General features: G+C 70.6%; 13 protein-coding genes. 7 read left to right on the top strand and 6 right to left on the bottom strand.

Going from position 1 to position 14474, the window contains the following annotated elements:
* Positions 1-25: 25 nt before the first annotated feature.
* On the bottom strand, positions 26-856 hold the full coding sequence (locus tag AC2YHJ_RS19670; protein WP_487397814.1) for a helix-turn-helix domain-containing protein: 831 nt from the start codon (positions 854-856) through the stop codon (positions 26-28).
* A gap of 58 nt (positions 857-914) precedes the next feature.
* On the opposite strand from AC2YHJ_RS19670, the gene AC2YHJ_RS19665 reads away from it, so the two are divergent.
* Positions 915-2165 (top strand): MFS transporter, encoded by a 1251-nt coding sequence (locus AC2YHJ_RS19665; RefSeq protein WP_487397812.1) that lies wholly within the window; start codon positions 915-917, stop codon positions 2163-2165.
* 378 nt (positions 2166-2543) lie between these two features.
* Here the strand turns inward: AC2YHJ_RS19665 and AC2YHJ_RS19660 are convergent, their stop codons facing one another.
* Both AC2YHJ_RS19660 and AC2YHJ_RS19655 read right to left on the bottom strand, forming a co-directional pair.
* On the bottom strand, positions 2544-3518 hold the full coding sequence (locus AC2YHJ_RS19660) for a quinone oxidoreductase family protein (RefSeq protein WP_487397810.1): 975 nt from the start codon (positions 3516-3518) through the stop codon (positions 2544-2546).
* Complete coding sequence (locus AC2YHJ_RS19655; protein ID WP_487397809.1) at positions 3515-4027, bottom strand: methylated-DNA--[protein]-cysteine S-methyltransferase; 513 nt, start codon at positions 4025-4027, stop codon at positions 3515-3517. The genes AC2YHJ_RS19660 and AC2YHJ_RS19655 overlap by 4 nt, the downstream gene beginning before the upstream one ends.
* A gap of 116 nt (positions 4028-4143) precedes the next feature.
* On the opposite strand from AC2YHJ_RS19655, the gene AC2YHJ_RS19650 reads away from it, so the two are divergent.
* The 6 genes from AC2YHJ_RS19650 (at position 4144) to AC2YHJ_RS19625 (ending at position 10063) form a co-directional block, all read left to right on the top strand.
* Positions 4144-4497 (top strand): (2Fe-2S) ferredoxin domain-containing protein, encoded by a 354-nt coding sequence (locus AC2YHJ_RS19650; protein WP_487397808.1) that lies wholly within the window; start codon positions 4144-4146, stop codon positions 4495-4497.
* A gap of 28 nt (positions 4498-4525) precedes the next feature.
* Complete coding sequence (mnmE, locus tag AC2YHJ_RS19645) at positions 4526-5845, top strand: tRNA uridine-5-carboxymethylaminomethyl(34) synthesis GTPase MnmE (protein ID WP_487397806.1); 1320 nt, start codon at positions 4526-4528, stop codon at positions 5843-5845.
* Between the two features lie 88 nt (positions 5846-5933).
* Positions 5934-7802, top strand: coding sequence for a tRNA uridine-5-carboxymethylaminomethyl(34) synthesis enzyme MnmG (mnmG, locus tag AC2YHJ_RS19640; protein WP_487397804.1), 1869 nt, complete (start codon positions 5934-5936; stop codon positions 7800-7802).
* On the top strand, positions 7799-8410 hold the full coding sequence (gene rsmG, locus AC2YHJ_RS19635; RefSeq protein WP_487397803.1) for a 16S rRNA (guanine(527)-N(7))-methyltransferase RsmG: 612 nt from the start codon (positions 7799-7801) through the stop codon (positions 8408-8410). Before mnmG ends, rsmG begins: the two co-directional genes overlap by 4 nt.
* Complete coding sequence (locus AC2YHJ_RS19630; protein ID WP_487397801.1) at positions 8394-9209, top strand: ParA family protein; 816 nt, start codon at positions 8394-8396, stop codon at positions 9207-9209. The genes rsmG and AC2YHJ_RS19630 overlap by 17 nt, the downstream gene beginning before the upstream one ends.
* The gene (locus tag AC2YHJ_RS19625) at positions 9206-10063 is read left to right on the top strand and encodes a ParB/RepB/Spo0J family partition protein (RefSeq protein WP_487397800.1); all 858 of its coding nucleotides are present in this window, start codon (positions 9206-9208) and stop codon (positions 10061-10063) included. The genes AC2YHJ_RS19630 and AC2YHJ_RS19625 overlap by 4 nt, the downstream gene beginning before the upstream one ends.
* A 183-nt stretch (positions 10064-10246) precedes the next feature.
* Here the strand turns inward: AC2YHJ_RS19625 and holA are convergent, their stop codons facing one another.
* Genes holA through leuS form a run of 3 tightly spaced genes read right to left on the bottom strand, consistent with a single transcriptional unit; the run spans position 10247 to position 14378 of the window.
* Entirely contained in the window at positions 10247-11272 is a 1026-nt protein-coding gene (gene holA, locus AC2YHJ_RS19620) for a DNA polymerase III subunit delta (protein WP_487397798.1), read from the bottom strand.
* 3 nt (positions 11273-11275) lie between these two features.
* A complete protein-coding gene (lptE, locus tag AC2YHJ_RS19615; RefSeq protein ID WP_487397797.1) occupies positions 11276-11782 on the bottom strand; it encodes an LPS assembly lipoprotein LptE in 507 nt (168 codons plus the stop codon).
* Positions 11772-14378, bottom strand: coding sequence for a leucine--tRNA ligase (leuS, locus tag AC2YHJ_RS19610; RefSeq protein ID WP_487397796.1), 2607 nt, complete (start codon positions 14376-14378; stop codon positions 11772-11774). Before leuS ends, lptE begins: the two co-directional genes overlap by 11 nt.
* Positions 14379-14474 lie beyond the last annotated feature (96 nt).

Here is a 14474-nt window from a genome sequence, read left to right as displayed (position 1 = left end):
AGGGAAACCACCCCGGCCGCCGGCATCACGATGTTGGCGCGATCCTCGTGGATAAGCCCTTGCCGCCAGGCGTGGCACCGAAGGCAGCGCGGTACGCAGCGCCGAAGGCTGGAGCACTGGCATAGCCCACCGCGGCCGCCGCCCGGGCAGGGGTGGCGCCAGCAGCGAGCAGCGCGGCGGCCTCGACGAGGCGCAGCGCCTGTCGCCAGCGGGCGAAGCCCATGCCGGTCTCGGCCTGGAACAGCCGACGCAGCGTGCGCGGGCTGGCGCCGCAGCGGACCGCCCAGCCATCCAGCGTCATGGGGCTCGCCGGGTCAGTGGCGAGCGCAGCCGCGAGGCGCAGCAGGCGGGCATCGCGCGGCTGCGGTACGGCGATGGCAAGCCGCGGCGCGCGACGGATTTCCTCAAGCATCAGGGCGGCGAGATGGCCGCCGCGGCCATGCTCGTCCCATTCCAGCGGCTCGGCGCAGGCGGCGAGGATCAACTCACGCAGCAACGGAGAGACCGACAGCGCCGCTGGATGGGCCGGCAGGTCGTGCGCCGCGTCCGCGCGTAGGAACAGTGCTCGCATCGCCAGGCCCCGCGGCATTGCGACGGCATGGGGCAGCCCTGCCGGCAGCCACAGCGCGCGCGCAGGCGGCACCGTGTAGCGCTCGGCATCCGTGGTGACGCGCATGATGCCCTCGGTCGCGTAGAGCAGCTGCGCGCGGTCATGGCTGTGGCGGGGGACGGTGTCGCCCTCCGGATAGTCCCGCGCGAAGGCCGCGAGCGGGCGATCCACCCGGTCCTGCGGGATATCGCGGCGCGGGGCGGCGGCTTGGCCGTTTGCCGACAGGGATTGGCCAGACGTTGCCATGCGGCCGAGGCTACCCTGCAAGGAGGTCGCAGCGGAAGCCTGCGCAAGAGGAAGAGCCATGACACCGGCGATGCGCCAGGTGGTGTTCATCAACGCCGCCCATACCTTCACCCATTACTGCCTGCTGATCCTGGCCACCGCGGTGCTCGCGATGGTCACACAGGACCGTGCCATCTTCGGGGGCGATTTCGGGCCGATCCTCGCGCTCGGGACCGGGATGTTCGTCACCTACGGCCTCGGCGCCCTGCCGATGGGCTGGCTGGCAGCGAAGTTCGGCCGGCGCTGGATGATGACCTCGTTCTTCCTCGGCACTGGCTTCTTCATGGCGCTGGCGGGCTTCATGGACAGCCCCACAGGGATCGGCATCACGCTCGGGCTGATGGGGTGCTTCGCCGCGATCTATCACCCGATCGGCACGGCGATGCTGGTCGAAGCGGCTGGCGAGCGGGTCGGGCGGGCGATGGGCATCAACGGCGTCTTCGGCAATTTCGGGGTCGCCACCGCACCGATCGTGACGGCCTTCGTTGCCGCCACGCTCGGCTGGCGCTGGGCCTTCATCATTCCCGGCGTGGCCTGCTTCCTGGTCGGCCTGTTCTACATGCGGGAACCAGATTTCGACGCGGTGAAGGCAGGTGGCGGTGCGCGGCCCTTCCCCGAGATCCCGCGCAGCGTCGTGCGCCGCGCGGTGTTGATCCTGATGTCGATCGCGGCCGTGTCGGGGCTCGTCTTCAACGCCTATACGCTGCTGATCCCGAAGCTGATGCAGGAACGGCTCGCGAGCAGCCCGGAGCTGCTGCCGGTGGTGGGCCTGCTGGCCTTCCTCGCGACGATCTGTGGCGGTGCGACGCAGTTCACGGTCGGGCGCATGATCGACAGTCGGACGCTGAAGACGGTGTTCATGCCGCTCGGCCTGGCCCTGGTTCCGGGATTGCTGGCGCTGTCCTTCCTGGATGGATGGCTCGTGCTGCCGCTCGCCGGCCTCGTCGCTGCCTGTGTCTTCGGCCAGGTGACGGTGAACGAGACGATGACCGCGCGCTATGTCGCGCCGGAACTGCGGGCGAAGCTGTATTCCATCCGCTTCACCGTCGGCTTCCTGGGCGCGGCCATCGCCTCCCCATTGGTGGCGTACCTGCATGAGGCGACGGGCTCGCTGGCGGTGGCGATGATGGTGCTGGCAGGGGTGGCAACGGTCACGCTGATCTGCGCCTTCGCTTTCCCGGACCGGCAGGAGGAGCTGAAGCCCGAGCTTTGGGCGCAGGCGCCGGAATTCGGGCGCCAACGCGGAGCCGTGCCGCAGGCGGCCGAATGAGGCGGTGGGCGGGCCGGGTCAGGCGGTTATCCATTTCGGGTGATCGCCAACCAGGCTGCGATCAGTCCTGTGGCCCGCAAGCCGAAGGGGTGGCCATGCCCCGCTGCCATGCTTGGCGAGGGCGCGGCTGATCCCGTTTCAGGCAGGGCGATCCGGCGGATTGGTGCGTCGGCTCGGCCTCTACGGCTGGTTCGCGCCGGCTGCGCGGCGACCGGCCAAGCGGTTGTCGTTCCCCCATCACGAAGTGGCCGGCAACGATACCGGAGCTGCTTGATCTGACGATCAAGCAGCTTGCAGACGAACCGGGCAGGGCGGAGCCCGCTGTGGCACCTGCCCGCGCGGAGGCGACCGATCGGTGACGACGGGGGCGCGACCCGGTCAGGGCAGCAGGACGGTGCTTCCGGTCGTCTTCCGGCTTTCGAGCGCACGATGCGCCTCGGCCGCGTCCTTCAGCGCGAAAGTCTGGTTGACCCGGATCTGCACCGCGCCCGAGGCCACCACCTCGAACAGGTCGTTGGCGCGCGCGATCAGATCCTCGCGTCGGGCGGTGTAGGTCGCGAGCGTCGGCCGCGTGACGTAGAGCGAGCCCTTCGCCGCCAGGATGCCGAGATCCGGCACGGCCACCGGGCCCGAGGCATTGCCGTAGGACACCAGCATGCCGAAGGGGGCGAGGCAGTCGAGCGAGGTGTTGAAGCTGTCGCGCCCGACACTGTCGAAGACGACCGGCAGCATCGCACCGCCGGTGATCTCCTTGACCCGGGCGGGAACGTCATCGCGGGTCAGCAACGCATGGGCGGCGCCATGGGCCTTGGCGAGCGCGGCCTTTTCCTCGGTGCTGACGACGCCGATCACGGTGCAGCCGAGATGCTTGAGCCATTGGCACATGATGAGGCCGACGCCGCCGGCTGCGGCATGGACCAGCACGGTCTGGCCGGGCTGCACCGGGTAGCACTTCTTGATCAGGAAGGCGGCGGTCATGCCCTGGAGCATCATCCCGGCGGCCTGCTCGAAGCCGATGGCCGCGGGCATTTTCACCAGGCGGTCGGCCTTGATGCTGCGCGCCTCGGCATAGGCGCCGATGGGCGCGGTGGCATAGGCAACGCGGTCACCGACGGCGACTTCGGTCACGCCTTCGCCCACGGCCTCGACCACGCCGGCGGCCTCCATGCCGATGATCGCGGGCAGCGACGGCGCCTTGTACAGGCCGGTGCGGAAATAGACGTCGATGAAGTTCAGCCCCACCGCCTTGTGCCGGACCAGCGCCTCACCGGGCTTGGGGGCCGGAAGGGGGATGTCCTCCCAGACCATCTTCTCCGGGCCGCCGGTCTCATGAATGCGGATGGCGTGGGTCATGACGAGCGGTTCCGTGGCTGGGCCGGCTTGGCGGCGGCCGTGAAAAGGGTGTCCGCCTCGGGCGCTGTGCGCTCGAGGTCCAGAAGGTAACGCTTGGTAGCCGCTCCCTCGCCGCCCGAATAGCCGCCGAGGGACCCGTTCGCCGCCACCACCCGATGGCAGGGAATCAGGATCGGAATCGGGTTCGATCCATTGGCCTGGCCGATCGCCCGCGGCGCCCGGCAGCCGACCTGCTTCGCGATGTCGAGATAGGATCGCGTCTGCCCCGCCGGGATGGTGCACAGTGCATCCCAGACCTTGCGCTGGAAGGCGGTGCCATGAGGGGCGAGCGGCAGGTCGAAGCTGGTCCGCGTCCCGTCGAAGTAATCCTGCAACTGGTCGCGGGCACGCAGCAGCAGGGGGGTGGGTTCCTGGTCCCGGCCGCGGCCCCAGTCGAGGGCGACGATGGCGCCGTCCTCCTCGGACAGGGTCAGGTCGCCAAGCGGGGTGTGGAGGGAAAGCTGGGGCATGGCTGGGCTTGGACAGACACCCGGAGGTGGGGGGTCGTCAAGCGCGGGGCTGCCCGGGTTGGAGGTGGCGGGACGTGCCGCTACATGCAGGGACTGCCAATGCCCGGAGACCCCGCGTGACCGAGCCAGATCCGCCGCCGTTCTACGCCGCGCATGTCTTCGTCTGCACCAACCGCCGGCCCGAAGGCCATCCCCGCGGCAGTTGCGCCGCGCGCGGGTCGGAGAGGCTGCGCGACTACATGAAGGCGCGCGTGAAGGAGCTGAAGATCCCCGATATCCGGGTGAACACGGCCGGTTGCCTCGAACGCTGCGAGTTCGGCCCGGCCATGGTGATCTACCCCGAGGGTGTGTGGTACCGGCCGCTGACGATCGAAGATGCGGAGGAAATCCTGCAGGTCCATGTGATCGGCGGGGGGCGGGTGCGGCGCCTGATGCTGACCGAGAAGGACGTGCCGCCGCCGAAGGGGTGAGGGTGTTTCACGTGGAACACGGGGCGCCGTGACGGCAACCGACACGATCTTCGCCCTGGCGAGCGGGGCCGGGCGGGGTGCCATCGCGGTGCTGCGTGTCTCGGGGCCGGGGAGCGGGGCGATTCTCTCCGCGCTGGCGGGCGGGTTGCCGAAGCCGCGGCTGGCGAGCCTGCGACGGCTGCGTGAGCCGGGCAGCGGCGAGGTGCTGGACCAGGCGCTGGTGCTCTGGTTTCCCGGCCCGGCATCCTACACCGGGGAGGATGGCGGCGAGCTGCACCTGCATGGCGGACCGGCGGTCGTTGCCGCGGTGGCGGGCGCGCTGGCAGCACTCGGCGCCCGGCCGGCGGAGCCCGGGGAGTTCACGCGGCGCGCCTTTCTCAATGGCCGAATGGACCTGACCGCGGCGGAAGGTGTGGCCGACCTGATCGCCGCCGAGACCGAGGCGCAGCGGCGCCAGGCCCTGCGCCAGGCGGATGGTGCCCTGGCCACGCTGACCGGGGGCTGGGCCGCGCGGTTGACGCGGCTGCTGGCGCATCAGGAAGCGGCGATCGAATTTGCCGAGGACGATCTGCCGACCGATCTCGGCGACCGGGCACGGGCCGGGGCGGCGGCCCTGCGTGGCGAGATCGAGGCGCATCTGGCCGATGGCGGGCGGGGCGAGAGGCTGCGCGAAGGGCTGCTGGTTGCGATCCTTGGCGCACCCAATGCGGGGAAGTCGTCGTTGCTGAACGGGCTGGCGGGGCGGGAGGCGGCGATCGTCTCCGCGCGCGCCGGGACGACGCGCGATGTGGTGGAGGTACGGCTCGACCTGGGCGGCGTGCCGGTGACACTGGCCGACACCGCTGGGCTGCGGGAGGCAGGGGACGAGATCGAGCAGGAGGGCATCCGCCGGGCCCGGCGACGGGCGGAGGAGGCGGATCTGGTGCTCGCGGTCTTTGCCGCCGACGTGGTCCCGGATGCCGAGACGCTGGCCTGGGTGAAGCCAGGCGTGGTGGTGCTGGCGAACAAGGTCGATCTGGCAACGGCGCCTTCGATGATTGGCGGCGAGGAGCCGCTGGCGGTGTCGGCGCGCAGCGGTGCGGGGCTGGATGCGTTGCGGGCGCGATTGACGGAGGCAGCCACGCGCCTTGCCGGCGCCGGCGATGCCGCCCTGCTGACCCGCCCGCGGCACCGGGCTGCCTTGACTGAGGCGGCCGCCTGGCTGGCCGAGGCCGAGGCGGCGCCTTTGCCCGAACTCGGCTCCGAGGCTCTGCGCGCCGCCGTGCGGGCGCTCGGCCGCCTGACCGGCCATGTCGGTATCGAGGACCTGCTGGACATCGTCTTCCGCGATTTCTGCATCGGGAAGTGACCGCCACCGAGGGCGGAATGCCAAAAGAAGGAGGGGGTGCGGGGGAGTTCTCTCCCCCGTTCCTGTCGGCTGCCTTATATCCCCGCCCATGGATCAGTTCTTCGATGTCATCGTCGTCGGTGGCGGCCATGCCGGCTGCGAGGCGGCGGCGGTCGCCGCGCGCTGTGGCGCGCGCACCCTGCTGCTGACGCACAAGGTCGAGACCCTCGGCGAGATGTCCTGCAACCCCGCCATCGGCGGCGTTGGCAAGGGCCACCTGGTGCGGGAAGTGGACGCGCTGGATGGCATCATGGCGCGCGCCGCGGATGCCGCGGCGATCCATGTGAAGATGCTGAACCGGTCCAAGGGGCCGGCCGTGCGTGGGCCGCGGGCCCAGGCGGACCGCAAGCTGTATCGGGCCGCGGTGCGCGGATTGCTCGAGGCCCAGCCGGGCCTGACCACCCTGGCTGCCGCGGCGGAGGGGATCGAGACCGCCGCCGATGGCGGCATCTCCGGGGTGCTGACGGGCGATGGCCGGCGCTTCGGCTGTGGCGCGCTGGTGGTGACGACCGGGACCTTCCTGCGCGGCGAGATCCATATCGGGGAGAAACGCATCCCGGCCGGACGCGTCGGCGACGCCCCGGCGATCGGGCTGGCATTGGCCTTCGAGCGGCTGGGGCTGCCGCTGGCACGGCTGAAGACCGGCACGCCGCCACGGCTGGATGGCCGGACCATCGCCTGGGACGCGCTGGAGGCCCAGCCGGGGGACGACCCGCCGGAGCCGCTGTCCTGGATGACGGAGCGCATCACCAATCGGCAGGTGGCCTGCGGCATCACCGAGACCACGCCGGCGACGCATGCGCTGATCCGGGCGAACCTGCACCAGAGCGCGGTCTATGGCGGCCGCATCCAGGGGGTCGGCCCGCGCTACTGCCCATCCATCGAGGACAAGGTTGTCCGCTTCGCCGAGCGGGAGCGCCATCAGGTGTTCCTTGAACCGGAGGGGCTGGACGACGACACGGTCTATCCGAATGGCATCTCGACCAGCCTGCCGGAGGATGTGCAGGCGGTGATGATCGCGACGATGCCGGGCCTCGAGACGGCGCGCATCCTGCGTCCGGGCTATGCGATCGAATACGACCATGTGGACCCGCGCGCCTTGACCCCTGCGCTGGAGGTCCGCTCCGTGCCGAGGCTGTTCCTCGCCGGCCAGATCAACGGGACGACGGGATATGAGGAAGCCGCCGCGCAGGGGCTGATGGCGGGGGTGAATGCAGCGGCGCGGGCCTCCGGCGGGGTGCCGGACCGGGTGCTGACGCGGGGCGAGGCCTATGTCGGCGTGCTGATAGATGACCTGGTGCTGCACGGTGTGTCCGAGCCGTATCGCATGCTGACCGCGCGGGCCGAGCATCGCCTCGCGCTGCGGGCCGACAATGCCGGGCTGCGCCTGACCGAGGCGGGCATGGCCTGGGGCTGTGTAGGGCCGGAACGCGCCGCGCGGCATCGCGCCTTCGCGGCGGCGACGGCGGATGCGCTGGCGCGGGCGCGATCGGATGGGGCGACGCCTGCCGCGCTCGCCGCCGGTGGTATCGCGGTCAACCAGGACGGCAAGCGGCGCTCGGTGCTGGAGGTGCTGGCACTGCCCGGCATCGATGCCGCGCGGATCGATGATGCCTTTCCCTGGTTGCGCGACCTCTCGCCGGCCCTGCGCGCGCAGCTGGAAGCGGAAGCCCTCTACGCGCCCTATCTGCGGCGGCAGGAGGCGGAGATGCGGCTGCTGGAGCGCGAGGAACGGACGCGCATCCCCGACGGGCTCGACTTCACGGCCATCCCGGGATTGTCCTCGGAGATGCGGCAGAGGCTGACCGCCGCGCGCCCGGCCACGCTCGGTTCCGCCGGTCGGTTGCCGGGCGTGACGCCGGCGGCCATCGCCGCGCTGGCTGTCGCCCTCCGCCGGGAGGGAGCGCGTTCCACGTGAAACACCCGATCCCGGCCTTGCCGGCGGATGCCGCGCGGGATGCGCGGCTCGCCGTGTTTCGCGACCTGCTGCTGCGCTGGAATGCGACGATCAACCTGGTCGCCGGAAAGACGGCGGCGGAGGTCGACCGGCGCCATATCGCGGATAGCCTGCAACTGGTCCCGCTGCTGCCAGAGGAGGGACCGATCGCGGATCTGGGATCGGGCGGCGGGCTGCCGGGCATCGTCATCGCCGCTGCGCTGCCGGAGCGAGAGGTGCATCTGGTCGAGTCGGACCGCCGCAAGGCCGCCTTCCTGATCGAGGCCGCCGGCACGTTGAAACTGCCGCGGGTCAAGGTGCATCCACAGCGGATCGAGCAGGCGAACCTGCCGCCCGTGGCCGCGCTGACCGCGCGCGCACTCGCACCGCTCGATGTGCTGCTTGGATTCGCGGCGCGATTCCTCGCCCCCGACGGGCGCACGATCCTGCCGAAAGGCCGCACGGCCGAGCAGGAGTTGACGAGTGCATCCGCACACTGGCACTTCACCACGGAGCGGTTCGAAAGCCGCACGGACCCCGAGGCCACCATCCTCCGCCTGAGCGAGATCCGCCGTGTCCGCGACGTCTGACCGCGTGCCCCTCCGCATCATCGCCCTCGCCAACCAGAAAGGTGGCGTCGGCAAGACCACGACCGCGATCAACCTCGCCACCGCGCTTGCGACCAAGCGCCGCGTGCTGGTGATCGACATGGATCCGCAGGGCAATGCCTCGACCGGGCTTGGCATCGCACGGCAGGATCGCGGCGCGGGGTCCTATGCGCTGCTGACGGGCGAGCGTCCGCTGCGCGACCTGCTGCGGCCGACCAGGATCCCGAACCTGACCCTGCTGCCAGCCGATCCGGAACTGGCGGGAGCCGAGATCGAACTCGTCGGGCTCGAGAACCGCGAACGCCGGCTGCGCGACGCGCTGGAAGCGCAGCGCGATGCGCTGGCCGGCACCGAGATCATCCTGATCGACTGCCCGCCCTCGCTCGGCCTACTGACGCTGAACGCGCTCGTCGCGGCACATTCGGTCCTGGTGCCGCTGCAGACGGAGTTCTTCGCCCTGGAAGGCGTCTCCCAGATCACGCGCACGGTCGAACGGGTGAAGCGCGGCTTGAACCCCGCGCTGGAACTCGAAGGCATCGTCCTGACGATGTTTGATAAGCGGAATAATCTGTCGGAGCTGGTGGCGGCCGACGTCCGCGCCTTCTTTGGCACCAAGGTCTATTCCACCGTCATCCCGCGCAATGTCCGCATCAGCGAGGCGCCGTCGCATGGCCTGCCGGTGATCCTCTACGACCATCGGTCAGTCGGAGCGAAGGCCTACGTCGAACTCGCCGTGGAACTGCTGAAGCGCGAACGCCGCGCGAGGAAATCGGCTGCATGAAGAAGCCCGCGCGTCTCGGCATGGGGCTGTCGGCCCTGATGGGCGACACCCAGACACCGGCCGCCGCCCCCATCGCCGCACCCCGCACCCTGCCGGTCGAGGCGCTGGAGCCGAGCCCCTTCCAGGCGCGCTCGACCCCCGATCCGGCGGCCCTCGCGGAACTCGCCGCCTCTATCCAGGAACATGGCATCCTGCAGCCCATCCTGGTGCGCCCGAAGCCAGGGTCGGCGGGGAAGTTCCAGATCCTCGGCGGCGAGCGCCGCTGGCGGGCCGCGCAGCAGGCGAAGCTGCACGACGTGCCGGTCGTCATCCGCGACCTCGACGATCGCGCCGCCATGGCCGCCGGCCTGGTCGAGAACCTGCAGCGCGAGGACCTCAACGCGCTCGAGGAAGCCGAGGGCTACGCCCGCCTGCTCGGCGAGTTCGGGCTGAAGCAGGAAGGCCTTGGCCAGGCGGTCGGCAAGTCGCGCAGCCATGTCGCGAACACGCTGCGCCTGCTGAACCTGCCGCCGCGCGTGCGGGACATGCTGCGCGGCGGTGCGCTGTCGGCGGGCCATGCCCGCGCGCTGCTTGGCGCCGAGGACCCCGAACGCCTCGCCGGACTTGTGGTGGTGCGTGGACTGTCAGTCCGCCAGACCGAGGCGCTGGCCGCCGCCACTCCGCGTGACCCGGCGGCGCGGCGCGCGCCGAAGCAGGACGCGGATGTGATCGCGCTGGAACGGCGGCTGACAGATCGGCTGGGGCTGAAGGTCGGGATCAAGACAGCTGGCAAGGGCGGGCAAGTGCTGATCAGCTATCGCGACCTGGATCAGCTCGAAGGCGTGTTGCGGTTGCTCGATCCGGACCTGGCGTAGCGAGAGGGCGCCGCCCTCTCGCGCTCTCCTGCCAGGAAACTCAGTTTCCTGGACCTTCGGACTAGTTGGTGCCGGCCATCCATGCGGGGCACCTCGAAGTAACGGGATCCAAGGGCCTCGGGCCCTTGGCGGGTCCAGGGCAGCGCCCTGGCGGGGTCCGGGGCGGAGCCCCGCCGCCCCCCTTCACCCCCGCTTCGCCCGCACCGCCTCCCGCGCCAGCCCCATCACCGCCGCCCGTGCCACCGCGACATCCGGCATCCCCGTCGTCTTGGTCGCCCGCTCCGCTTCCAGCAGCGCCGCCCCGGCCGCTGCCAGTGTCTCCGGCCGCCACAGTCGCAGCGCGCGCTCGAAGGCCGGGCGAGACTTGAAGAAGACCGGCGGACGCAGCCCGTCCAGCGCATCCTTGGGCGAGGCGCCGCGCGCCACCGCCAGCGCCGCCGCTTCCAGCCGCTGCACATGCCGCAGGGCGCCCCGCACCACCTGCACCGCTGCCGCGCCCTCCGCGAAGGCGGCATCCAGCGCGCGGTCTGCGCGCGGTGCGTCGCCTTCGGTCGCTGCCAGCAGCGCGGCATCGAGGTCGAGCGTCGAGCCCTCGGACAAGGAGGCGAGCGCATCATCCTCGCTCACCCGCCCGCCGGCACCGACATAGAGCGCGATCTTCTCGCACTCGCGACGCATGATCAGCCGGTCCTCGCCGAGGCGCTGCGCCATCCAGGCAACCGCGCCCGGTTCGGCGCTGACGCCGAACTCGCGCAGCACGCCGAGGATGGATGCTTCCAACGCCGCACCGGTCTCGGTGTAGCAGGCGATCACCGCGGCTTCCGGCCCGGCCTTCTCCAGCGCCGCGCGCAGCCCCTTGCGGCCGTCGAGCGATCCACCCTCCAGCAGCACGATGCCGGGCCCGCTGCCGGTGAGCACTGCCTTCGCCGCATTGGCCAACCCATCCGTCGCGTCGCGAACGCGGACCAGGCGCCGCCCACCGGTGAGTGCCGGCGTGGCGGCCTCGGCGGCGAGCAACCCGGCGTCTTTCGCCGCCACGTCGCGCGGGATTTCGACCAGGCGGAAGGGGTCGTCGCCGGCGATGGCGCGGGCCAGCAAGTCGCCGCGTTCGCGCACCAGGCCGGTATCCTCGCCGAAGATCAGCACGAGCCGCGCCGCACCCGGATCGGCCAGGAAGGCCGGGATGCGACGCGCGTCGAGCTTCGCCATGGGTCAGGTGGCCTGCGGCGGCCCGGCTTCGAAGCGCACGGCCAGGCGCTGCACGATGTCGCTCGCCAGCGCCTCCATCAGCCGCCGCTCCGCCGCGTCGCGCGCGGTATCGGAAGCGAAGAACTGGTTCTCCGGCACGTTGTAGGCATCGAAGGTGCGGTTCATGCCATTGGCGACGAGGCGCGGCGGCGCATTGGTGTCGTAGAGGAACCAGTTCGCCGTGGCGGTGATGCGCACGCGCGACGGCGTGCCGTCGCGTTCGAAGCCCTGCACCTCGATGCCATAGGCAAGGCCGACGCGCAGGTCATAGCGCGCCGGGCCAGTGCCGCGGCCGAGGCGCTGTTCCAGGTGGCGCCGCAGCAACTGCCCATTGCGTTCGGTGATCAGCCCGACGCGGACCGTCTCCAGCCCAGCGGCCGCACCTTCCGGACGCGGGCCGTAGAGCGGCCGGAAGCCGCATCCGGCCAGCGCAAGCGCGGGCAGGGCAAGGATCGCGCGCCTAGACGACAAGGTTCACCACCCGGCCCGGGACGTAGATGCGCTTGCGGATAGGCTTGCCGGCGATGGCGCGCTGCACGTTCTCCTCGGCCTCGGCGGCCGCGAAGATCGTCTCCTCACTGGCTCCCACCGGCACCTCGATCGTCGCACGGAGCTTGCCCAGCACCTGCACGGCGAGGGTGACGCTCTCGGCGACCAGCAGCGCCGGATCAGCCTCGGGCCAGGACAGCTGCGCGACCAGCGCGGCATCGTCCGGGCGCAGCAGCGACCAGGCTTCCTCGGCGAGATGCGGCATCATCGGTGCGGAGAGGCGTGCCAGCGTCTCCAGCGCCTCGCGCCGCGCACCGCCCGGCGCGTCCTTTGCCGCGTCGATCGCATTGGCGAATTCGTACAGCCGTGCGACCGCGACGTTGAAGGCGAAGGTTTCCAGCGCCTCGGTCACCGTGGCGATGCAGCGATGCGTCGCACGGCGCAGGGCGCGGCCTTCGGCTTCCGGCGCCGTGCCCGCAGGCGGCAGCGACGGCAGCGCGGCCTCGACCATGCGATAGACGCGCTGCGTGAAGCGATAGGCACCGGCGACGCCGGATTCCGTCCACTCCATGTCCCGATCGGGCGGGTTGTCCGACAGGATGAACCAGCGCGCGGTATCCGCACCGTACTTGGCGATGATCGCGCCGGGATCGACGGTGTTGCGCTTGGACTTCGACATCGCCTCGACGCGGCCGATGGTGACGGGCTCGTTGCCGCCCTTCACCGTGGCCGTGCGCGCACCGTCGGGTGCGGCGGAGAAATCGATCTCCTCCGGATAGAGCCAGCGGCCATCGGCACCCTTGTAGGATTCGTGCTGCACCATCCCCTGAGTGAACAGCCCGGCGAAGGGTTCCTCGACCGACAGGTGCCCGGTCGCCTTCATCGCGCGGGAGAAGAAGCGCGAATAGAGCAGGTGCAGGATCGCGTGTTCGATGCCGCCGATATACTGGTCTACCGGCAGCCAGGCATCGACCGCGGCGCGCGTCACCGGCACCTCGGCGCGCGGCGAGCAGAAGCGCGCGAAATACCAGGACGAGTCCACGAAGGTGTCGCAGGTGTCCGTCTCGCGCCGCGCGGGCTTGCCGCAGGACGGGCAGTTCACATGCTTCCACGTCGGATGGTGGTCGAGCGGATTGCCCGGCTTCGAGAAATCCACGTCTTCCGGCAGCCGCACCGGCAGCTGGTCGGCGGGGACCGGCTGGGCGCCGCAGGCGTCGCAATGGATGACCGGGATCGGGCAGCCCCAGTAGCGCTGCCGGGACACGCCCCAGTCGCGCAGGCGCCAGTTCACCAAGCCGGTGCCGGCGCCACGCTTCTCCAGTTCGGCGATCGCCCCGCGCTTCGCGCCCGCGACGTCAAGGCCGTCGAGGAAGTCCGAATTGAAGGCCGTGCCGTCATCGGTGAAGGCCTCGTCCGCGACGGCGAAGGTCGCGGCATCCGCGCCCTTCGGCAGCACCACCGGCGTCACGCTCAGCCCGTACTTCCGCGCGAAGTCCAGGTCGCGCTGGTCATGCGCCGGGCAGCCGAAGATCGCGCCAGTGCCGTATTCCATCAGCACGAAATTCGCGATCCACACCGGGTATTCGGTGCCGGTGAAGGGATGCTTCACGCGCAGGCCGGTGTCGAAGCCCTTCTTCTCCGCCTGCTCGATCACCGCTTCGGAGGTGCCCATGCTGCGGCATTCGGCGACGAAATCGGCGGCCTTGGCGTCACGCGCGGCGGCGGCGGCGGCCAGCGGATGCTCGGCGGCGACGGCGAGGAAGGACATGCCGAACAGCGTGTCCGGGCGCGTCGTGAAGACCTCGACATCCGCCATGCCATCGACGGGAACGGACAGCGCGAAGCGCACCCGTGCGCCCTCGCTGCGGCCGATCCAGTTGGACTGCATCAGCTTCACGCGTTCGGGCCAGCGGTCGAGCCCGCCCAGCGCTTCCAGCAGCTCCGGCGCGAACTTCGTGATGGCGAGGAACCACTGGGAGAGCTTCTTCTTCTCGACCAGCGCGCCGGATCGCCAGCCGCGCCCGTCGATCACCTGTTCGTTCGCCAGGACGGTGCCGTCCACCGGGTCCCAGTTCACCCAGGATTCCTTGCGCTCGACGAGGCCGGCCTTCCAGAAGTCGAGGAACAGGCTCTGCTGCTGGCCGTAATATTCCGGATCGCAGGTGGCGAATTCCCGCGCCCATTCCAGCGACAGGCCCATGCGCTTCAGCTCGTCGCGCATGTTCGCGATGTTCTGGTAGGTCCAGGCGGCGGGGTGCACGCCGCGCTCGCGCGCCGCGTTCTCGGCCGGCAGGCCGAAGGCGTCCCAGCCCATCGGGTGCATCACCAGGTGGCCGCGCGCGCGCTTGTACCGGGCGACGACGTCGCCCAGCGTGTAGTTGCGCACATGCCCCATGTGGATCTTGCCGGAGGGGTAGGGAAACATCTCCAGCACGTAGTATTTCTCTGCCCCCGCCGGCGGGACGTCGGGCACGGTGAAGCAGGCACGGTCATCCCAGGCCTTCTGCCAGCGCGGTTCGGCGGCGCGGAAGTCATAGCGGGGGGCCGCTTTGTCGGGGGATGTGATGCTGTCGTTCATTGCGTTCATTGCGCGCGCGCGTCTCGTGCCATGCGGGGGCGAAAGGGAAACGGATGCATAAGCCCCGTGGCGCTGGATTCCTAGAGCGGGATGGCC

Source organism: Roseomonas sp. SRI_022 (genome assembly GCF_057586215.1).
The sequence above is the reverse complement of the archived record's forward strand: the minus strand, read 5'-3'. Positions and strand labels throughout refer to the sequence as shown.